15 protein-coding genes and 1 pseudogene are annotated in these 20,604 nt (G+C 71.8%); 5 read left to right on the top strand and 11 right to left on the bottom strand.

Features of this window, described 5'->3' with window-relative positions; all coding sequences use genetic code 11:
* Positions 1–18 precede the first annotated feature (18 nt).
* Positions 19–189, bottom strand: coding sequence for an SDR family NAD(P)-dependent oxidoreductase (locus tag ACFXKZ_RS47480; protein WP_380012948.1), 171 nt, complete (start codon positions 187–189; stop codon positions 19–21).
* Between the two features lie 187 nt (positions 190–376).
* Here ACFXKZ_RS47480 and ACFXKZ_RS47475 point away from each other — a divergent pair, with 187 nt between their 5' ends.
* Both ACFXKZ_RS47475 and ACFXKZ_RS47470 read left to right on the top strand, forming a co-directional pair.
* Positions 377–577, top strand: a complete 201-nt coding sequence (locus ACFXKZ_RS47475; protein ID WP_380012945.1) for a hypothetical protein — start codon at positions 377–379, stop codon at positions 575–577.
* 703 nt (positions 578–1,280) lie between these two features.
* Complete coding sequence (locus ACFXKZ_RS47470) at positions 1,281–1,634, top strand: hypothetical protein (protein ID WP_380012942.1); 354 nt, start codon at positions 1,281–1,283, stop codon at positions 1,632–1,634.
* Between the two features lie 717 nt (positions 1,635–2,351).
* Here ACFXKZ_RS47470 and ACFXKZ_RS47465 read toward each other — a convergent pair.
* The 10 genes and pseudogenes from ACFXKZ_RS47465 to ACFXKZ_RS47420 form a co-directional block, all read right to left on the bottom strand.
* Positions 2,352–2,729 carry a transposase gene (locus tag ACFXKZ_RS47465; protein ID WP_380012939.1) on the bottom strand — a complete coding sequence of 126 codons (378 nt, stop codon included), beginning with the start codon at positions 2,727–2,729 and terminating at the stop codon, positions 2,352–2,354.
* Positions 2,726–3,955 carry an ISL3 family transposase gene (locus ACFXKZ_RS47460; RefSeq protein WP_380012936.1) on the bottom strand — a complete coding sequence of 410 codons (1,230 nt, stop codon included), beginning with the start codon at positions 3,953–3,955 and terminating at the stop codon, positions 2,726–2,728. Before ACFXKZ_RS47460 ends, ACFXKZ_RS47465 begins: the two co-directional genes overlap by 4 nt.
* A gap of 783 nt (positions 3,956–4,738) precedes the next feature.
* Complete coding sequence (locus ACFXKZ_RS47455; RefSeq protein WP_380012933.1) at positions 4,739–5,980, bottom strand: cell wall protein; 1,242 nt, start codon at positions 5,978–5,980, stop codon at positions 4,739–4,741.
* Between the two features lie 2,312 nt (positions 5,981–8,292).
* Positions 8,293–9,309, bottom strand: coding sequence for an HNH endonuclease (locus ACFXKZ_RS47450; RefSeq protein WP_380012930.1), 1,017 nt, complete (start codon positions 9,307–9,309; stop codon positions 8,293–8,295).
* Positions 9,306–9,929 carry a class I SAM-dependent methyltransferase gene (locus tag ACFXKZ_RS47445; RefSeq protein WP_380012927.1) on the bottom strand — a complete coding sequence of 208 codons (624 nt, stop codon included), beginning with the start codon at positions 9,927–9,929 and terminating at the stop codon, positions 9,306–9,308. Before ACFXKZ_RS47445 ends, ACFXKZ_RS47450 begins: the two co-directional genes overlap by 4 nt.
* Positions 9,930–10,334: 405 nt before the next feature.
* Positions 10,335–12,401, bottom strand: a complete 2,067-nt coding sequence (locus ACFXKZ_RS47440; RefSeq protein WP_380012924.1) for a hypothetical protein — start codon at positions 12,399–12,401, stop codon at positions 10,335–10,337.
* A gap of 969 nt (positions 12,402–13,370) precedes the next feature.
* The gene (locus ACFXKZ_RS47435) at positions 13,371–13,553 is read right to left on the bottom strand and encodes a hypothetical protein (RefSeq protein WP_380013116.1); all 183 of its coding nucleotides are present in this window, start codon (positions 13,551–13,553) and stop codon (positions 13,371–13,373) included.
* Positions 13,554–14,060: 507 nt separating this feature from the next.
* Positions 14,061–14,381, bottom strand: a pseudogene (locus ACFXKZ_RS47430) (DNA cytosine methyltransferase); the annotation flags it as partial.
* A gap of 116 nt (positions 14,382–14,497) precedes the next feature.
* Positions 14,498–15,394: a TRM11 family SAM-dependent methyltransferase gene (locus ACFXKZ_RS47425; protein WP_380012921.1), complete on the bottom strand. Its 897-nt coding sequence runs from the start codon at positions 15,392–15,394 to the stop codon at positions 14,498–14,500.
* Entirely contained in the window at positions 15,391–16,086 is a 696-nt protein-coding gene (locus ACFXKZ_RS47420) for a hypothetical protein (RefSeq protein WP_380012918.1), read from the bottom strand. Before ACFXKZ_RS47420 ends, ACFXKZ_RS47425 begins: the two co-directional genes overlap by 4 nt.
* A gap of 623 nt (positions 16,087–16,709) precedes the next feature.
* Here ACFXKZ_RS47420 and ACFXKZ_RS47415 point away from each other — a divergent pair.
* The 3 genes from ACFXKZ_RS47415 to ACFXKZ_RS47405 all read left to right on the top strand — a co-directional run bounded on the left by ACFXKZ_RS47415 (position 16,710) and on the right by ACFXKZ_RS47405 (position 20,583).
* Positions 16,710–17,507, top strand: a complete 798-nt coding sequence (locus ACFXKZ_RS47415) for a hypothetical protein (RefSeq protein WP_380012915.1) — start codon at positions 16,710–16,712, stop codon at positions 17,505–17,507.
* 425 nt (positions 17,508–17,932) lie between these two features.
* Positions 17,933–18,391 (top strand): pilin, encoded by a 459-nt coding sequence (locus tag ACFXKZ_RS47410; RefSeq protein ID WP_380012912.1) that lies wholly within the window; start codon positions 17,933–17,935, stop codon positions 18,389–18,391.
* Positions 18,391–20,583, top strand: a complete 2,193-nt coding sequence (locus ACFXKZ_RS47405) for a hypothetical protein (protein WP_380012909.1) — start codon at positions 18,391–18,393, stop codon at positions 20,581–20,583. Before ACFXKZ_RS47410 ends, ACFXKZ_RS47405 begins: the two co-directional genes overlap by 1 nt.
* Positions 20,584–20,604 lie beyond the last annotated feature (21 nt).

Below are 20,604 nucleotides of genomic sequence, written 5' to 3'. Positions count from 1 at the left end.
GCCGGTGAGATCGACCTGTCACGCACGGGCCCGCCTGCCGTACTCGGACCGCGCCTGCCCGGCAACGGCCTCGGCCACGGCGGCTCCCTTGCGGTACGTGACCACCAGGTCCGCACCGCGCTCGGCGAACATCCGACGGATCGCCGCACCGATCCCGCACCCGGCCCCGACGACCACGACCGCCCCCACGGTACGTACGGTGGCACGGACGAAGGAGGCGAACCGTCGCCGGGTATCGGGGACGGTTGACGCACAGCCGATCCGTACGGTGACGTATGGCGTGTCGAGCCGCGATTGTCACCCCGTCCGGTGATACTGATCGGCCCGGCCGTGCCGGCCGTGGGAATCGGTCGAGTGCGGCGGAACGGGAGCACGGATGAAGATCGGCGACAAAGTGAGGACCACAAAAGACCTCGACGGTTGGGCGCAGGCAGCCGTGCCCCAAAACTCGGTCGGCTTCGTCACCCACGTCGCGTTCGGGCGCCTGGACGTGACGTTCACCGTCGCCGGTGTGTTCGGCGGCACTCGAGAGGTGTGGGTGAACGTGGAACCGGACCAGATCACACCGACTGTGTAGCTGCGGCACTCACGCGCGAGCCGATGGTACGCGGGCCCCGTCCAACCGGGCGATCCGCCGTCGCCACACGGACATGACGTTGACCCGGCCGGTGCCGGGTGCGTGGTGCCCGCCGTACTCCTTCAGCGGGTCCGGCGCGATCACCGAGTGGAGCGTATTCGACCCTGTCGTCCTGAACGCCCCATCGGTTTCCGACACCGTCGGGCCGTGGCCCTCGGCCGCCCTCGGACAGTGGCCTTACACCGGGACGCGGCCACCACGAGCGGACATGCGCGTGACCGATCGCGGTGATGCCGCTTGGTGTCGGCGACTGTTGTATCGGCCTCCGGCGGCGCAGGCTTTCACGGTGGTGACCTCGGCGTCGAGAATATGCGTGAACGCCCGGGCCCGATCCGCGGTCTCGCTCGCACCCAGGTCCAACGCCCGCCCTCCTTGTCCGAGGATCGAAGGTGGGTTTGCTGCCCGAGTGTTGTCGTTCGGCGTGTCGTGTCGGGTGATGTTTGCCAGGCTGGTGTCTCGTGGTGGATGGGTTGTACGACGGGGCTGGGTCTGTGCGGGCGTTGGTGGTGGGGATCGGACGCTTCTCGGCGGCCGCAGACGACGAGGTGCCGGTCGGTGCGCGGATGTGGCCGGATCCGCCGTTTGTGGACGAGGTGGCCCCGGCGGTGGCTGCGGCGCTGGATCGTCTGGGGATGCGACCGAGGTGCATCGCGACGTCGACGCCGCCGAGTTGCGGGCGGCGGTGACCACGGCGTTGGGCAGCGCCACGGTCGTCTATGTGGCGGCGCATGGGGATGCCGAGACCGCCAATCCGCATCGGGTGGACGTCGTGCCAGCGGATGGGCGTGTCGGCGCCGGGACGAACGCCGCGCAGTGGGTGGCCGACGCACAGACGTTGGGTGTTCCGACGTTGTTCCTGTTCGATCTGTGCCGATCGGGGCGCGCGGCCTCGTTGCCGCACTTGGTGCATGGGGCTGACGGACCCGCTGGCGCGTGGGTGATCGCGGCGTCCGGCGGGGCGAGGACGCGTACGACGGACGGTTCAGCCGCGCGTTGATCGAAGTGTTGGAGGAGGTGGCACGGAACGGGTTGGACACCGATCGGGCCCGGTCGCATGTGCCGTTCTCGACGGTGGCACGTCGAATCCGTCGGCGAGTCGAGCGGATGCCCGGGACGGTGCAGAACATCCAGAGCACGGCGATGGTCCTCGCGCTGGACGAGCCGGAGCTCCATTCTTCCCGAATCCGGCCCACGACCCCACGGCGGCACGGGTGAGCGGTGTGGATCCGGCGCTGCGGGTGTTCCTCGATACCCGAGACGTGGGGACCTCACCGACAAGGCCGGCAACCGCTTCACGGGCCAGCGGTCGCAACTGCGTGTCCTCGCACATGGTTGGACGACGTGGACGTGCGTGGTGTTCGGATGGTCGTCGGAAGCCCGGGGGGTGGGTAAGTCGGCCCTGTTGGGAGCACTCGCGTGCGCCGCGCACCCGGAACTCGCCCGGGTCGCGCCGCAGGTCCGGGAACGGTTGACGCGGGACCCGCAGGGATGTCCCTCGGTCAACGACCGCCTGGTGTCAACGCTCTCTGAAAACTGGTTCTGGATCACTTTTGGTGCTGGAGCCACCGAGCGTCACCGGAACCGCGATGATGAACCCTCGTGGCTGACGCTCTCCTTCAGGATCTCTGGTTCCACCGGGCCGACGACGTCGTGCTCGACACCATCGCCATCCGAGACGAGCTGGTGACCGTCCAGGCCGCCGCAACCACCGGCGTCATGCGGCGTGGAGGACGCGTTTGCGCAGGAGGTCGAAGTTGGCGCGGCCGAACATCTGGCGCTTCAGCATCTTGATCTTGTTGTTGTGGCCCTCGACGGCGCCGGAGCTGTAGGGCAGGCTCAAGCCGGCGATGACGGCGTCACGATCTTGGCCCAGGCCGGTCGTGAAGGTGTGCAGGGCCGGGATCGAGTCGGCCTGTACTTGTGCGATCCAGTCCTTGAGCTGGTGTCCGTGGCGGTTGTTCATCAACTTGGCGAACGCTCTGACGTGCCGGGCGGTGCGGTCCAGAGCCGGGCACCGTGCCAGGACTTCCTTGAGTCTCTGGGTTTGGTCCTCGTCGAGGCTGTCGGGGTGGCGCGTGATCCAGCTGGTCACGTCCCTGGTCGAAGGCGTCCTGCGAGGCGGATCGGACTGTGGAAGGCTTCCCGCAGCCTGCGCACGTAGGCTTTGACGACTTGCTCGCCGCCGGGGTAGCCGCGTTCTTGGAGTTCTTCGAACAGGCGGCGGCCGACGGTGCAGCCCTGGGCCCAGCGTTGATGGATGTAGGGCTTGTAGGGGTCGAGGATGCTGGCGCGGCCCGTCCACTTGCCGACCAGCAGCTCGTCGGGGTCTGCGGCGTGGGCCAGACGGCGGACGGTGTTGCGGGCCAGGCCCAGGCGGCGCGCGATCTCACGCAGTGCGATTCCGGTTTCCAGGAGCGCGTGGACGGCCACGTGCTGTTCGCGGATGCGGTCGGACAGTCGTCCGGTGCGGCGGGGGCCGGCTTCGTTCGGCGCGGGCAGTGAGCCGTCTGCCGGCGGTGCCGGGTGATCGGCGGTTGCCGCGGGTGGCTCGTCCAGCAGTGCCCGGTGGTGGACGACGGTCTTCTCGACGGCTTCGGCGAGGTTCTTCCAGATGTGCCACCTGTCCGCCACGTGGATCGCGTCGGGGGCTCCGAGGCGTCCGGCTTCGGCGTAGGAGGCGGAGCGGTCGCGGCAGATCACCTGGACGCCCGGGTGCTCGGTCAGCCAACGGGCGACGGTCTCGACGGTGCGGTCGGGCAGATCGACGGGGCGACGCGTCTCGACGTCGACCAGGATCGTCGCGTAGACGTGTCCTTTGCGCAGCGCGAACTCGTCCACGCCGAGCACGCGGGGCGTCGTCGGCGCGCTCTCGGGTAACGCCCGTATCAGCCGCAGCAGCGTGGAACGGCTCACCGGAGCGGCGAGCGCGTCCGCCAACCGGGCGCCGGCACGGCCCGCGAGCATGAGGGCCACCTGCTGCAAAGCGGTCTGCAGGCCCTGGCTCCGCCGCCCGTGCCGGAAGGTCAAGCCTGGCACCTGCTCGGCGAACGTTGCCTGAGGGCATGCCTGTTGGCGGCACCGGAACCGTCGGACCTGTAACTCGATGACCACACGGCGCCGGCCCGCTGCGGTGTCGTCGAGACGGCGCACATACCGGCTGTGCACCCGCGTCGAGGTGGTTCCACAGGCCGGGCACTCGGCCCGGCCGGTCGTTGCGGCGGCCTGGACGGTCACCAGCTCGTCTCGGATGGCGATGGTGTCGAGCACGACGTCGTCGGCCCGGTGGAACCAGAGATCCTGAAGGAGAGCGTCAGCCACGAGGGTTCATCATCGCGGTTCCGGTGACGCTCCGTGGCTCCAGCACCAAAAGTGATTCAGAACCAGTCTTCAGGAACCAGCGACACCTGGCCGCGGCCCACGCCCGCAGACGGGCCACGATCGACGTACTCGCCTCGACTACCGGGCAACTCGGCCTGCACCCCGAGCCCGTGAATATGGTTCAGTCCCTTCTCGGTGGACGCCGGCTCCGGGCCGAGCGCCACGAACACACGACGGCTACGCGAAGCCCGCGTCATCCGACCCCCGCCGCCACGACACGCACCCATCGGCGGACCCATGTGCACGACGAGCGGTTCGGATCGTCATGCGCCCCGACCGGCGTTTGCCGCCGCCTTACGGACGGGCCCACGTCGTCCGCGGGAACCGCAGGCGTCGCCATCCTCGAGGGCGTGGTGCCATCCTCGACAGCCGCGAAAGTCGCGGAGGTTCGCAACTTCCCTCGATAGTGGGTGAGTTCCGGGTCTGCCAGGCGCCTGGATGCCGGAGGTTCGAGTCCGCGGTCGACGGCGGTGAAGGCGTCGGCCATCGTGTGCAACGGCCTGTGTCGGAAGTTTATCGGCACAGTCCGTCCATCGAACGTCGTCTCCCGGGTATGTCCGTGGGATCGCGTAAGTCCACGAGGGGCGTTGCACCGACGCGATCGGTGAGCCGGTGGACCGTGAGCACATGCCGGATCCCGACGCGGAGCGACATCGGCCCGGCGAGTGGTGCGGCACCGGCGACGCGACCGTGTCGTCGACGATGGGGTGCGGTTTCGTCGGGTCACTGGGTGTGCCAGTGGATGGTGGTGGAGCCGGCGAGGTTGCTCGCGCGTCGTGTGAGGTCGGTTCCGTACAGGTCCAGGGCGTCGGTGAAGTCGCGTTCGAGGTGTTCGATGACGCGGACGAGGTCGTGGCGTCCTGCGACGCGGGCGGCCCGGCGTGCTTCGGTGGTGCGTGGTGGTGCGTGCGTCGGGTCGGCGGACGGGGGGAATAGCCGGTCCATGCATGCGCGCCATGCGGGGTTGCTCGTCGGGTGGACGGCCGCGGCCCGTTCGGCGTGGTGCCGGGCGTCGAGAGCGGCCTCGCGGCGCAGTCGTGCGGTGATGAACGCTGCCGGGTGTCGGGGACGCCAGTCGTCGAGGTGCCATGCGGTGAGTTCGCCGGCGATGCGAGGGGCGTCGAGTCCGCGGTCGATCAGGGGTCGCAGGGCCCAGGCCAGGCGGCGTAGGGATTCGTGGGCGGTCCAGGTCACCCGGGCGCGGACAGTGGCGGCGACGCGAATGTCGCGGGCAACCCGCAGGGGGGAACGGATGCCCGCACCTGGGTGATTGATCGTGGTCGCGGTGGACGTGGCCGCGGTCGTCGCCGTGTTCGCGGGCGTGCGTGTGTTCTTGAACCCGTTGATCGACCGAGACCCGAACGGGGGAGTGGGTGTGTTCAGGGAAGGGGGCGCATGGCGGGGCCTGTGACTCCCTGTTGCGGTTGGGGTGTTCGGATCCGTCCGGCGCGGCGACGGCAGGATCGTGCGTCCTCGGTGGGGTGGGGGAGCGGCTTCGCTTCGCGAACGTGTGGCCGCAACCGCGGCCGCGGCCATACGGGCCCGGGCGGTGGAGGTGAGGCCGATCAGGCGGGCGGTGTAGCCGGTGCCGGTGGTGCGGTGGCCGTGGGCGCGGTCGTAGGCGGGTGGGACGACGGCGGCGTAGACGGTGCCGGTGGCGGTGTAGGGCCGGTCGGGCTTGCGCAGGTTGCGTCGGGATCCGTGGATCTGCCAGGCCAGGGCTCCGAGTTCGCGCAGGACCGCGATGTGGCGTTTGACGGTGGCGCGGGACAGCCGCAGGCGCTGCGCGGTGGCGTCCAGGCCGTAGATCACCGTTCCCTCGTGGTGGTCCATGCGGGCGGCCAGGTCCTGGGCAATGCGGGTGGTGGTCCGGCTGGCCTTGCGGTGGGAGCCGGTGGCGATCAGCCAGGCGATGGCGCACAGCCACGCCCGCGGTCGGACGCGGCGCGACGCGGTGGCGTCCACCTCCTGGGCCCGGGGCGACCGGACGAGGGGAACGGCGGTGGCCGCGACCGAGGCGGGGGCGTGGAGGCAGGCGGGTCCCGGTGGCAAGTCGTGATCGACGAGGGCGACCGCGGGGCCGGGTGCCGTGTTCGGTGCCGCCGCGACGTCGACGGGTGGGCGGTGCGAGGGAGCGCCTGAAGTGTGGGGACGATTGGTGCAGGACGCCTGCTCGGCGGCATGCGGAGCGGGGCGTTCGTCCTGTGCGGACGATATTCGGGGCGCGCGGCTGCCCGGGGTGGGAGGTCGTTGTGCTCGCGGCTTTCGGGGATTCGCGCCGGTGGGGTGTGGATCGGGTGCAGGAGACGGGGTGTGGGTCGGGTCGTGCACGGCGGGTCCGTCCTTCCGGGCGGTGGGCATGGCGAAGTCCGGTCACGGGTCGTGGTGGTGCGCGTCGGGAACTCGCCTGGCGTGTCACGCGTGTGCGCGGGATCAGGGCCGGGACGCGCGGGTTCGACCGGTAGGGGGTGCGGACGTCCGGTGACGGCTCGTCACCGGGGTCGGCGGGATGTCACGCGGCGCGTGGCGTGTACCCGGCGTTATCGGAGCGTGAAGTGCGCTCAGGGAACCGTGCGGCGCCTCGTCCCTCCATGCCGGGGGATGGACGCGTTCGCGGGGGTGATCCGAGTACGGCGCATGGGTCGAATCCGCCTTGTCGTCGTCGGACCCGCCCTGGAACACGCCTCGCCGAGGTCGGCGTCCGCGTCGGCGGGTGGCGACGGTACCTCCACTCTTCGTTCGCTGTCGCGGCGACCGGGAGCGTTGCGCCACACGGCCCGAACACGCGCGATGTGCCGGGTACTCCGTCGGAAGGAGTCCCCTGCGCAGGGCGTTTCGTCGTTGCCCGGGAGGCCTGCGTCAGCCCGTGCCGTGGGCGTGCACTCGCGCGCCGGGGTGACGCGGGACCGCCGCCGGACGACGCCGGTCGGCGAACAGGCCTCGTGCGGCCGGGCGTTCACTGCCGCGGTCGGTCGCGTCCCGCTGTCGCGGTCGTCCCGGGCGTTGCGGTCTCGGCCGAGGACCCGTTCGGTGGGGGTGTCGACGCCGGATGGCCCGCCGCCGGACACGCAGGCGTCCGCGTGGGTGTCACCGGGGCTGCACGTCATGCCGGGGTGATCCGCAGCAGATCGTCCCGGCGCTCCGGTACGTGGGTCGGCGTCCGCCTCGGTCGCCTGTCGGCGGGCTTCGGCCGAGTGGTGCGATGCCGTCGTTTCGCGGATGGCCCGGGTTGTGCCGTGGGGCCGCGCCGCGGCCACGGGTACAACTTTCCTCACTTCGCGCGGGGTTGGCAATCCCCGACATGGATGCCGGCGGTGCGGCCCGAAGCGGTTGTTGCGGATGCGACCGGTTCCCGGCGCGGCGACGAGCCGGCCCCTCGGGGGTGGGGTGTCGACCCGCCGCGTCGTCTTCCGGGCCGTTCGCGGAGGATGTCCGTCGACACGTTCGGTCACTCCGGGGGAACGCATGCGCGCGCACGTTGCCGCTTTACTCTGCTCCGTCCCGACCGGGGCCGCCGTCGGTTGTACGACAAGGGCGAGCCCAGAACCGTCGTCGTCACCGAGACGGCGACGGTCCGTCCCGCCCGCCTCGCCGCCCGCGAAGCGGAGCATTCCGCTTTCGCTGGGCGAGAGTTCCGGCGTGGACGGCCCGGACGGACGGCTCGCGATCACCGTGATCGCGTACCGACACACCGTCGCCGGTATCCGGCCACCCGGCCCCTCCCTCGGCGGGGACGCGTGGGCGACCATCGAGGTCGAGACCTGCAACTCCGGGAACGCGACCGTCGAGGTCGCCCAATTACCGTGGTCCCTGGTCTACGGCGACTCCACCGGGAGCGCCGTCACCGGCCTCAATGGTGGCGATCTGCCCAAGCCCGAGTACGCGCCCACCACCACGAAACTCGGATCCGCGGACTGCGCACGGGGAACATCCCCGTTCCCGTGGCGACCGGCAAGCGCCCCGAGTGCGTCGTCCACACCCCGCACGGCCCCGGTGCCCCAGTCGAATGGACCGTTCCGGACACCTGATTCCGACCACCCGGCCGAGTCGCACGACGGACGGCCGGTCCGCCGGCGATGCTTCGTGCGGATCGAACACGCCGGTGTCGTCCCGTCCGGCGGCGACCTCTCGATTCCGCGCCCGGCCGTCGCACACGTGCACGACGCCGAGTCGTTGCCGACCAAAGGATGCCGCCGAATCCGCCGCACGCGCGGATGTGTTCCACACCCCGACTCCGCGGAGACCTCGTCGGGTTGCGCATCGACGCGGGTTGAGGTTCAGCAGCAGGCGGATTGCACGTGGCGCAGGAACACGGGCCACCGGTCGGCCCCTTGGCCGCCGGTTCCCGCGGCCTCGAGGCTGAGGGCGAGGGTCTTCCTGAGGGGGTGGGGCGAGTGCATGATGGCTTCGTTGCGGTGTGCGAGGCGGTCGAGGTGTTCCGGGGTCGGGGGGCGGTCGCTCTTGGCGGCGTTGCAGGCCCGGTGGGTGGGGGCGAGGTTCCAGACGGCGTCCAGATCGGGGCCCTGCCAGCCGGTGACGATGCTCAGCCGGTTCATGAGGGAGTGGGGGAAGGCGTGGTCTACGGCGACGGGGCCGGCGGGAGGGATGATCTCGTTGCAGATGAGGCAGCGGCCGTGTTGGAAGCCGATCACGGCGGAGGTGACGCCGGCGACCGAGCGGCGTCGGTGCCGGTCGACGAGGGTGTGCGTCGCGAGGTCCACGGCGAAGCCCTCGGCGACGAGACTGCGGCCGATGCCCGCGGCGAACGACTGCGCCACGATGTCCCATCGCGTATCGAGTTCGGCGCGCAGCCCCGGGGCCTGCTCGGAGCGGGCGACGACGAGGAGGTCGGGGGTCAGGCGCACGATGCGCTCGCGGGAGGTGCCGGTGACCTCGTAGAAGGTGTGGGCCGTCGGGGTGTCGCCGTGCAGGTTGTGGAACTTGCGCATGACCATCGTCGGCATCGACTTCACCGCCGCGTGCAGCAGCCGTTCGGTGGGATGCCCCAGGGCGATCGATTCCGCGGCCTCGCGTCGGGCCACCTCCAGGAAGTCCGTCTCCCGCAGCACTGCCCCCGAGGGCGCCTGGGGGGCGTCGGCCTGGTGCGCCAGGATGGCCATGGCGTACCGGGCGGCGACCTCGTCCAGGGGCACGTCGGTCCGACCCTGCGCGGCGAGTTCGAGCAGGGTCTCGCCCAGGGCGAACTTGTACGTGCGCGAGTTCGCGCCGGTGAGGACGGCGAGCCGCCACGAGGCGAGCGGGCCCGGATCGGTTCGGTAGAAGTCCGGCGTCATCGATGCTCGTCGGGAGCGGTGTCGGGTCCGGCGCGGAAGACGAGCGTGTCCCAGTACACGTCTCCGCGGCCCAACCGGTCGCTCTCCTCGCCGCGGCGGACCAGGGCGAGCCCGGACCGGCTCGCCAGCGCGATCGTCTCGTCGACCGGGACCGCAAACATGCGTCGCCCCTCGGGCACCGGCCCGCGCCGGATCGACATCGCCACCCGACCGGCCGGCGCGGTCAGTTCGCCCACCCGCCTCATCCCGCAGGCGCGCTCCGCCGCGTCCAGGTGCATCCACACCGCGGACAACAGCACCAGGTCGTAGCGACCACACACGCCTGCCAGGTCGGGCAGGGCGTCGTCGACCCACTCGATCCCCACCCCGGCGTGCGCGTCGCGACCGATGCGCCGCAGCTCCTCGGTCGGCTCGACCGCCACCACCCGATGCCCCCGCCCGGCCAAGGCGGCCGCGTCGCGCCCGCTGCCCGCGCCGATGTCGAGGACGCTGCCCGGACGCGTCGGCAGCCACGGCAGGAACCCAGCGTGCACGACCTCGAACGTCAGACTCGCGTACCGACGGGCCAACGCCTCGGCGTTGCGCCCGTATCCCGCCGTCCCGAGCGGTTGTGCCTGCATGCCCGTCGATCCCCCCTGACGCTACCGGATTCGCCCGGATGGAACGCTACGGCATCCGACCCATGGCGCCACTCGTTCGACGGGGCGAGCGTCACGCCAAGGTGCCCGTCGTTTGGCCCGGCCCGGCCGAGGCGAGGGGAGCCGGGGCAACCGGGCGGAGCGGAGCCACTGTTCCCGACGTGGTGGTTCGGTGGGCATCACATTGGGATGAAGACGCCCTGGCATTGCCGACTGCGCCGAGGGAGCACGAACATCGCACGATCTGCGACCGGTTCGACGGTGGAGTGCCGCGCTCCGGCTGCCGGGCACCTGTTGCCTTACCCCCCATGGGACGCCACCGTCGAGTGCGTCCCTTGTTACCTGGTGCCGCATCTGTCCGGCGGCGCGTCGGGCGTGTGGTCGCGATCAGACAGGCGGGGTGCGGGTGAGCCACTCCTGGAGTTCGCGGTGGCGGAACTGGTAGGCGGTTCCGGCGACGCGGAGAAGTTCGGCTTCGGTGGCCCAGTTCAGGAACCGTCCCAGGCGCCACGGCAATTGATGGGTTCCGAGATGAACCCACGCCGCGAACACGACGTTTCGTGATCCCGCTATTCCGACCATGAGCGCATACCCGCAGGCGACCGTGAGTCCGAACCCGAGCCCGGATACGAGCGTGCCGACGAGCCCGAGGCAGACCCCACCCCCGATGCCCAACGCGAGTGTGACCGCAAGGTTGGCGCGGGGCAGGTCACGTGGATGCGCGAATCTCGCTGCGTCGTCCGAGGACCCGCTGACTGCGGCCCGTAACCACCCCAGCAGTGCGACCGCGAGTCCGATCGCGAGCCCGAACAGGAAACCGAGTTCCAGGCCGACCACGAGAGCGAGAACGAGCGCGACCACGAGGCCCAGCGCCGCTCGGCGTCGGCGTTCCACGGTGCGGAGGCCCTCCAGGTCGAACCACGCCGGGATCGGCCATACCTTGAACCAGGCATGGATCGTCCCGAGTGCTCCGATCAGGGCCAGGACGACGGTGGCGATGATCCGACCCGCAATCGTGGAACCTGTACCGGGGATCCATAAGCCGACGATCATCGCCATGCCGACCACACAGGTGCCGAGAGCGTGTATGGCGCGGACGCGGCGGTCTCCGGCGAGTGGCCACAACTCGTGGAGGATCAGATCGGTGCCGGGCAGGGGACGTCCCGCGACGCTGCGTCCGGTGGCTCGGTTGTCGTCCAGGTACAGGGCGAGGGTGCGGAGCCAGGCGTGGACTTGCCCGGACCGGTACTGCGGGCGCCCGTTGTGGTCGGGGCGAACGGCCACGGCGGCGGGGATCATCAGGCCCAGGAGATGGTCGCGGACGGCACCGGGGGAGGCCAGGTGCAGAAGGTCGGCCGGTTCGCGGGCGAAGATCTTGCGGCCGTCGGGCGCCAGGGTGTGTTCCTCGTACACGGTGACGGCGAGGTTGAGGCGCCATGGAGTGCTCAGGGCGCGGGCGAGCGTACCGCCGGGTGCCGCGGCCAGGGTCGCGGTCACCGGAGCCCAACGGGTTGCGTCCACTCCGCGGCGTTGCAGGTAGTCGACGCCTTGGACGACGAGTACGTCGTCGAGGACGATCCGGGCGGCGGTGGCCAAGCGGTGATCCCGTGCGGCGAGATCCGTGTACGCGTCGGTGCGGCACGTCAGAATGAGTGCGCCGGGCCGACCACCGCTGTCCGCGTGCTCGTCGATGTACCGATTCAGATGTCCGAGGGCGGCGATGGCGCGGGGGCGGGCGGTGCTCGCGGCGGGATCCATCTCGTCCAGGCCGTCGAGAACCGGCAGGACCAATCGGGCATCGACCAGCGCGAGCGCGTCCCGGACCGGCAGCTCGTACACCTCGGTCAACCTGCGCACCAGCCAGCCCTCGAAGTCGCGGTCCTCGGGCCACCCCGTCAGCGTCAACCGCACCGGTACGGGATCCGATTCCGCACGCGCGGCGAGCAGCCGCAACACAAGGTCGCCGGCCGCGATGGTCTTGCCGGCGCCCGACGAACCGGTGATGAGAAGGCGATTCGGACGCCAGGGAAGGTAATACTCCACAATCGCGAACAGATGTCCTGTGGCCGCCGTGGCCGGGCCCGTTGCCGTGGGCGTGAACACCGCCTGGGACACCTCGGGGACGAGACGGAAGTTCACATCGATCATGCTGGCGGAACTGCCGACCAGCCGCTGCCGGTTCGCACGCTCTGCGACGCGGACCGACGTGGCCAACCGTCGCGTGATCGCCGTCGGGTCGTCACGTTGCAGGCGGAGCGCCTGCGATGACATGTGGAGCGCCGGTGCGCCGAACACCAGACCCAGGACGCCTGCTCCGAAACTGAGGACGCCGGCCTGACCGCCGGCGTCCAGCCCGCCTTGAGCCAACGCCCGTATCACCCAGGCGAACGAGCCGATCGAAAGCACCAGCCCGAGTACACCCAATGCGTACCGCGTCTTTCCCGCGAGATTCATGCAGGCAGCATCCTCGCCTGCATGTTCGGCGCGTGGGAGAACCACGTAATCCCGGATCGTCGAGACGCAATCGCCAGGCCGGAGCCCATCGCGGGGGCTTCCACCGCGTGCTGGTTCGAGCGGTTGTGTACGTTGTCGGCACTCGCCGAGATCCCGGGCACGGGTGGGATCGGGGCGATCCGATCCGTTGTGTGTGGCTGGCCGCTCGACGCCTCACCCACGAGGACGACGCGTCGTGGCCCACCGATGGGGTTCCCTGCCACCCGGCCGTGGCCAGCGGCATGATCTCGCCGCAGGCCACGGCCGCACCTCGTACCTGGCGGCAATCACCACTCCTGCGTCTGCGATGACCGTCCCACCCATGCGTTGATCAACGACCCTCCAGCCGCGGCCAGGGTGCGCCTGGTCAGCCCGGCTGCGCCAAGGAAGCCGTTGGCGCCACAAGGGGTTCGCAGGGGACGGGACTGCGGATGCGAGGATGCTGCCCGGCCGCGCCGGGAGCCACGGCAGGAAACCCGCCTGCGCCGCTTCGAAGGTCATGTTCGTGTACCGACGGGCCAACCCCTCGGCGTCGCGCCCGTAGCCCACAGTCCCGGGCGACCGATTTTACGTTCCGTCGATTTGTCCCAAGGCTGCCGGATCCGTTCGGGTGGAACGCGATGGCACCCACAGCCCTCGTCTCATGTCTTCACCACGCCCCATTGCGGTGCCCGGTTTCGACGCGTGCGGGATTAGAGCCTGTGGAACCCACGGCCCTGCTCCGTGGCGGGGACGAGGGCGTCGAAACAACTCGGTACGGCGGCGTTCGGAGCGTGCACGCACGGCAGCAATCGAGTCGCGTCTCGTTCGCCGGTGCTTGCTCGGGCTTGAGCGGCGTGGGACGTCAGGTGACGGCGCAGCGGGTGGCGAGTGCGTGGAGTTCCCGGGAGCAGGGGCTCGGGCATCCGGTGACGACGGTCGGACCCCGGCTCACATGTCCGCGTGGGTGGGCGGAGCATGTGCACCCTCGACGGCGTGCATGTCCTTGATGAGGTGGTGAAGTGCGCAGCGTGCCTGGTGGGGGACGACGCCGTTGCCGAGGATGCGCAGTTGTGCGGTGCGGGTCAGGTGGGGGGTGTGGGTGACGTGGCCGGGTTGGAGGCCATGAGCCATTCGACGAATTCGGGGGTGAGTTGGGGGGCCTCGGGGGCCGGGTCGGGTGGGTGTGGGTGCGGGGCGGTCGAGGAGGGTTTCCCAGTGGCGGATCGCGGGTTCGTACGGGCCCCAGTCGATGTCGGTGTTGTGCCGGGCGGTTTGCGTGTTCGGGTGGGGCGTGCGCGGGGCGCGGAGGGGGTGTGGGGGGTGAGGGCGTTGGTGAGGCCGCCGCGTTGGCGGGGCGAGCCTTTCGTGCCCTCGCTGGCGATCGGCGTGGGCAGAAGGCGCCGACGGGCGTACGCGGACGCCGTGCTCCCGGCCTCGGCCGTGTCGGAGCCGGTCGTCGGGGCATCGCCGTCGGTGTGCCCCGTGGGCGATATCAGGGCCTGGACGACATCGGGGAGGGCGTCGCGTTTGCGCCCCACGGGGCCCTTGCCGTCGCGGGCACGCGGGGTGGGCAGGCCACGCCGCGAGGAACAGGCGTGCACGGCGGTGTGGGGCGCCGACGTCGGAGGCCGAAAGGCTCGTCCATTGCGCGTCGTACCGCGCTTGGGCCAGGTCGGCGAGGACGGTGTCGAGGCCTCGGTGTCGCAGGGCGGCGACGTTCTCCAGGACGACGAGGGCGGGTCGTAGACGGCGAACGGCGTCCATGACGGTGTGCCGGAGGCCGCTGCGGGTTCCATGGGTGATGCCTCCTCCGGGGCCGACGAGGGAGATGTCCTGGCAGGGCCATCCGGCGGTGACCCCGTCCACCGGGGCGGTCCGGGCCAGGCGATCCCAGTCGACGTCGGGCAGGTCGCCGAGGTTGGGCACGTCGGGCATGCGGTGGGTCAGGACGGTGCGCACGTCGGGGTCGTTGTCGGCGACCCACGCCACCTCGCCGCCGAGCACCGCCAGGTCCAGGCCGCCCTACCCGGTGCACATGCTCCCGATCGGCGAGGGCGGAGTGGTGGGTGTGGTGTTCACGTCGGGTTCGGGCGGCGCAGGACGATCACGTCCTCGTGGACGATGAGGTGTTGCGGGATGCCCGCGGTGCGGGCGTCGCGGACGTTCTTGAGGGCGAAGAAGGTGGGCCGGGCGACGAGTTCGCCGTCGCGGAGTCCGGCGAGGAGTGCGATGCAGCGCTCCACCGGGATCAGCCCGGCGGCCTCGCCGGCCGCGATGGTGGCGCAGGGCAGGTCGACGAGTTCGCCGAGGTGTCGCCAGGGGCGGGTGGTGATCACGATGTGTCCGCCGGGGCGCAGGAGGGCGCGGCAGCCGGCGAGGATGCGGGTGAAGGCGGTCAGGAGGTCGGGGCCGGTGTTGGCGAGGTTGCCCCGGTCGCGATGGTCGGGCCCGTAACTGTCGGCGTATTTGGCGATCTTGGGGGTGCCTGTGTCGCGGGTGGTGAGGATCTGGCCGTGGACGGACGCTCCGTACGGCGGAGACGTGACGACCAGCGCAACCCGTCCGCGCACGTCCTGCGGAGCGAGGTGTTCGACGCGGCGGGCGTCGCCGTTGATCACGACGGCCCGACCGCCTGCGCCCTGTCGGGTGGCGAGGCGGGTGTTGGCGGCGGCGATCTCGGCCCAGTGGGCCTCGTATTCGACGCCGACGGCCCTGCGGCTCTGGTGCATGGCTTCGACGAGGGTGGTGCCGATCCCGCACATCGGGTCCAGGACGACCTCGCCGGGGCGGGTGTAGTGGGCGATGGCGTGGGCGGCGATCGCGGGGAGCATCTTGGCGGGGTGGCCCACGGATTCGGGGACGTAGCGGCCGCGCCGCTGGGCGGGGCCGGTGGTTTGCGCGGTCGCCCAGATCGACGGCGACGGGCGGTGCATGCCGGCCGACGCGGGTGTAGGCGTGGGGGTGTGGGTCACGGGGTGTATTCCGTTCGTTCGAACAGCAGCACGTCGGTGTGGATCACGTCGTGCCGGTGGGGGTCGACGTGGCCGGCAGGCGGGGTGTGGGGGACGAGTCGGTCGGTGTCGAGGTGGGCGTGGACGACGATCAGGTGCTGGAGGTGGCGCCAGTCGCACAGGCGGGCCTCGCGCGCGGCGGGTCCGCAGCGGTCGATCAGCCGCCCGTCGGGGGCGTGTTGTGGGGGGACGGCGATCGCGGCGTAGGCGGTGTAGCCGGGGGCGGCGGGCACGCGGGCGAGGAGGTGGCGGACGATGCGGGCGGTCCGCGCCGGCGCCTCGGGGCGGCTCCCGTCGTCGTCGCGGATACCGGCGCCGGGCAGGTCGGCGAGGTCGGCGATGACGAGCAGTCGGGTTCCGGGTGCGGGCCGGGGGAGCGGCGTGTGATCGCCGGGCCGTACGCGCACGGCCGTCACGGCTGCGGCGCGGGTGGTGACGTGCCGGTGCAGGCGTTCGTGGGCCCACTGCGGAAGGAGGTCCCGCGTCGGGTCGTGGGCCACGGGCGCGGCCGGTTCGGACGCGGTGGTGGGGGCGGGTGTGGGGGCGAGCCAGACGGTGACCGGGACGTCGATCCCGGGCGGGGGAGCCTTCGGGCGTCGGGCGCGGGGGAGTTTCGGTGGTCCGGTGGGGCGGGGGGAGGTGGTGTTGCGCATCGGGGATCGGTGGTGACCTGTGGAGGGTCCGGCCGTTTCGCGCTGACATCCGTAATGGAGCCGCCGGGGCTCCGTTGCGACACCGAGCGGGGAATCCGCCGCGACACCCGCACCCGGCCGAGACGCGAATCGGCCGGTGAACGACGGGCGTTGCCGCACGTCGGGGCGGGATGTGCACCCTGCGAGCGCCCCCGTACGCGCTCCGCCACCGGCGGCCTCTTCGCAGGGCGGCGGCCCGAGGGCGTGACGTGGTGCGGGCCGATGGTGGATCCCACGTGCGTCCGTGATGGGTGGTGTTGCCGGCGGTCGGCGCCGGACGGGGCGGGCCTTGGGACCGCCGAAGGGGGCGGGTCGCGGAGGCCGTCCCGGCGCGCGGGTTGCGTTTCGAACGGGCCCCGACGTCGGGTGTCGGTGCAGGTGGGGCGGTGATGTGCACCCTGCGAGCACCCCCGCCCGGAGCCTGATCCGCCCGCGGGCGTGGGGGTGTTGCCCGAGCACCCGACGAGCACCTTACGAGCACCCTCGAGGTGTTGGCCGGCCGGGCGCGCGGGGGTGTTCGCAGGGTGCTCGGGTGGTCGGTGACATGGCGATGTCACCGCACCCGTTCACCGTCGGGAGTCGCCATGTCGTCCACCCGTTCCACCGCCGCGTCCTCACCGGGACCGGCGGGTCCCATGCAGACCCTCGAGGCCACCTTCCGCGCGTTGACGCGGGGTCCGCGTCCCCTGTCCCTGCCGGCGGAGATGGTGGCGTCGGTGATGGAAGTAGCGCCCGGGCGGCGGCGCGTGCCACTTGACCGCATCCGCACGCAGCTGCGCGGCGACGGCGCCTCGGCGGTGGCGGGGGTGGTGTGGCCGGAGTTGATCCGGCGGGCGCAGCGCCCGCACGCGCGGCAGTGGATGGTCGCCGCGGCCGCGATGGCGGCGCCGAGTCTGCGCCGGTTGATCGCCCGCCGCTCCTGGCGCGGCTTGGTCGAGCGCGCCGATCTGGAGCAGGAGATGCTCGGCGCGTTCCTCCAGGCGTTGTTGTCCGCGGATCCGGATGATCCGCGGGCGTATCACGGGTTGCGGCGGGCGGCGGATCTGGCCGCGTATCACCTGATCGAGGACGCCCGGCGGCACGCCCGCAACACCGTCGCCCTCGCGGACGCCGAACACGCTGAGCCGGCCGCCGCGTCGTGCGCCGAGTCGGTGACCGTGCCGGGGCCGGAGGAGACCTCTGGTCCCGGGGTGTTGGAGCGTGCGGTGCGGGCGCGGGTGGTCACCGCCGAGGAGGCGGAGTTGATCGCGGTCACTCGCGTAGACGGGGTTGCGGTGCGGGTGTTGGCGGGTGGTCATCCGGCGCGGATGCGGGCCGCCTACCGGCGCCGCAGGGCCGCCGAACACCGCCTCAGGAAGGCGATCGAGACCGAGAAGATCTGACGCGCGGCCACGTTCGTGCCCGATGCCGTGCCGGTTCGCGTGTCGCGGACGGAGTCGTTCGACTCCATTACCGATGAAGGACCCGCCCCGGCCGCGATGCCCGCGCCGAGGGTGGTCCGTTCCGGTCCCGGATTCCCGGGGACGTCGCCACGGTCCGTCCGGCGGGTGGTGTGCCGTCTCGCGCTGACACCCGAGCCCCGCCCCACCCCACCGCGAGGAGGAGGTGGCCCGGAGAGCCCCACCCGCCGGCCGGACCCCGCCCCCCCACACACACAGCACTCCACCGCGCCCGATCGGGCGTCTCGGCCCCGAGCCCGCCCCTGTTTCGTTCTGGAGGAATCGTGCATCACCGTCTTCGCCGTCCGCCCGTGCCGCCGTCGTCGGCACCCTCACCTCCGTCCGCCGCGGGGTTGTCTCGTGTTCGGGTGTCGCGTCGGCGTGCGCCGGGGCGTCACCGCCGCCCTGCGTGGTGGCATCCGCTCCTGTCGTGGGAGTTCGCCGCGACGGTCGCGTTCGTCGTCGTGTTGTTGGTGGTGTTCGGGCCGGATCCGGCGTTCGCGGTGAACAACATCCCGACGGTGATCAACAACACGCGCAACTGGCTGATGGGCATTCTCGGTGGCCTGGCGATTTTGTTCCTGACCGTCGGCGGCGTGCGCTATTTGATGGCCGGCGGTGATCCCGGTGAGATCGAGAAGGCCAAGAACGCGTTCAAGGCCGCTGCGATCGGTTTCTGCCTGGCGGTGTTGGCGCCGGTGATCCTCGCGGTCCTGCAGGGCATCGTCGGCGGGCCCGGGCCCACCACCGGTCCGGAGCCGCCCAAGCCCGAACCGGCGCCGACGACCCTGAACGCGCTCGGCCCCCCGCGCGCCGTCCACGCCTGATGGCCGCCGGGCACTACGGGACCGGGCCGAACGGGCGCGAGGATCACGGCGGGCCGCGCCGGTGGACCGGACTCCTCACCCTGGCGGCGCTGTTCCTGATCGCGGGCGCGGCGTTGTGCGCGGCGGCGGCCTCGGCGACCGCCGTCCCCGCAACCGCCCGCACGGTCGGCGAACGCCCGCCCGCGGTCGCGGGCCTGCCCCGGCGACCCGCCCCCACCGTGCCGCCCGTGACCCCCACCACACCCGCGACACCCCCGAACACGACTGCGCCCGCCATCCCTTCCCCGTCGCCGCCGGCTGCTCCCGCCCCGTCGGGCCCTCCGGCCGCTCCGACCGCGCCGCCGGGGACGAACGTGCCTCCCGTCGGTCCGCCGGGCACTGATCCGCTGACGCCCGCGCAGTGGTGGGACCCCCGCGACTGGAACATCCCCGGTGTCGGCAACCCATTGGACGTGCCGGGGTTGTTGTGGGACGCGGTCGGCAAATTCCTCGGCAAACTCGTCGCCCAGGCCGCCCAGCCGCTGCTGACGCTGCTCGGCAAGACCCTGCTGCACACTCCCGACGTCGCGGCCAACGGTCCGCTGTACGAACTGTGGTCCAGGAACCTGGTGTTGGCCGGGTCCCTCTACGGGCTCCTGATCCTCGCCGGCGGCGTGCTCGTGATGACGCACGAGAGTGTGCAGACCCGCTACGCCCTCAAGGACATCGCCCCGCGTCTGGTCGTGGGCCTGGTCGCGGCCGCCGTGTCGATGGAGGTGATGAGTCGGGCGATCGGTCTGTCGAACGCCCTCGCGGAGGCGGTCCTGGGCGAGGGCATCGACGGGGCTGGTGTGGCCCAGCAGTTGATCTCCCCGATGTTCAACCCCGGCAACGCGTTGTACCTCATCGTCATGGCGCTCGTCGCCCTCGTGCTGCTGGCCGGGCTGCTGCTCGGATTCGTCATCCGCATCATGCTCGTGATGCTCCTCGCGGCGGTCGCCCCGATCGCCCTCGCCGGGCACGCGACGCCCGCGACGGAGGGCATGGCCCGCATGTGGTGGCGGGCGTTCGTCGGCACCCTGGTCATGCAGGTCGCGCAGTCGATGACGTTGATCGTCGGCCTGCGCGTGATGTACGCCAGGGGCAACACCATCTTCGGAGGAGTTCCCTCCGGTGACGGCCTGCCGGCGATGCTGACCGGGATCGCCCTGTTCTGGGTGCTGTTGAAAATCCCCGGATGGGTGGGCAGGCCGGTGTTCGCCGGCACGCCGATGACCAGCCCGCGTCCCGGGTCGGGCCTGGTCGCCCGCATGATGCGCACGATCGCGTCCGCGTACGTGCTGGGCCGGGTCTCGGACCGGTTCGGCGGCCGCGGCGGCGGAGGTTCCACGCGTCTGAGCACCGGCCTGGGCAGCCGCCTGGGACGCCACCTGGCCGGCCGCGGCCCCGGCGCGGGCCCGGGCGGGGGAGGACCCCGTCGCCGCCCCGGCGGCCCCGGCACGGGACCGGGTGGACGCGGCGGTCGGCCGGGCGGCGGGCGCGGCGGCCCGGCCGGCGGCGCCGGCGGCGGCGGTGGTGGGCGTCCGGTCGGGCAGGATCCGTTGCAGCCCTGGCCGTGGTGGGCGCGAGGCGATGGCCGGCACCGGCGCCCGGGACCCATCGGCCCCGAAACCGACCCCGCCCGGGCGCCGACCGGACGGCACCGCCTTCCGGCGGGACGACACCAACGCCCCGGCGTCCCCGGCCCCGAGAAGAACCTCGCCGGGCGGCCGGACGGGCGCCACCGGCGGCCCGCACCGGGCGAACACCCGTCGACCACCGCCCCACGCACGCTCCCGCGCCCGAAGACACCGCCGCCCGGCCGACGCCCATCCCGGCCCACCGGCTCCCCACGCCCGAGCACACCACCGTCGGCCACACCTGGCACGGCCAAACGCGCCGCGGCCCCGGCCCAGCGGCAGGTTCCGCCGCGGACCCGCCGCGCGAGTGTGCCTGCGCGCCCGGACGTGCCTGCCCGTCGCCCGGACCCGCCGCGCGACGTCGCACCGACGAGCCGGCCTGCGCGCATCGTCGAGCCGACGCATCGGCTTTCCGCGTCCGCCGATGTCGAGCCGCCGAACCGGCCGCCCGACTCGATCTCGGGGCGTTCGTTGCCGTCGCCTCGTCGCGCGCCGGCCTCCACCCGGCTTCCGCTCGACGACTCCGATCCGTGACCAGCGGGCGCTGCCGATGAA

The sequence above is a fragment of the Embleya sp. NPDC059237 genome, from assembly GCF_042754105.1.
Taxonomy (GTDB): Bacteria; Actinomycetota; Actinomycetes; order Streptomycetales; family Streptomycetaceae; genus Embleya.
Note: the sequence above shows the minus strand (reverse complement) of the source record. Positions and strands in the feature narration are given on the sequence as shown.